Annotated in this window: 1 protein-coding gene; it reads left to right on the forward strand. The window is 41.9% G+C overall.

Going from position 1 to position 365, the window contains the following annotated elements; genetic code table 11:
• Window positions 1-365, forward strand: a 365-nt coding sequence (locus tag J1G40_RS18295) for a hypothetical protein (RefSeq protein WP_265244107.1), incomplete at both ends; no start/stop codon positions are given.

The following is a 365-nucleotide window of genomic DNA, read 5'->3' on the forward strand; positions in this document are numbered from 1 at the left end:
AACGAAGTAGTTGATCTTTCATCCTTAGTAGGTACGGATGATCAGAATATCGAAAGCCTTGCTGTAGATGCAGGAACCAATGTACTGACAGTAGGTATCGAAGATGGTACCAGTCAGACTGTAGATTTATCGCATTTAGATGATGCCGGTACGGATGATCAGAATATAGCTGGTTCCGGACTTTCAGGAACAGATCTTACCATAGGAATAGAAAACGGTACCAATCAGGTTGTTGATCTTTCTTCTCTAGTAGGAACGGACAATCAGAATTTAACAGGGGCCTCTTTAAGCGGTGCCAATGTACTTCAGATTGATATTGAAAATGGTGCCTCCACTACAGTAGATCTTTCTGCTTTAGACGATGC

The sequence above is a fragment of the Muriicola sp. Z0-33 genome, assembly GCF_026126425.1.
Lineage (GTDB): Bacteria > Bacteroidota > Bacteroidia > Flavobacteriales > Flavobacteriaceae > JAFMPW01.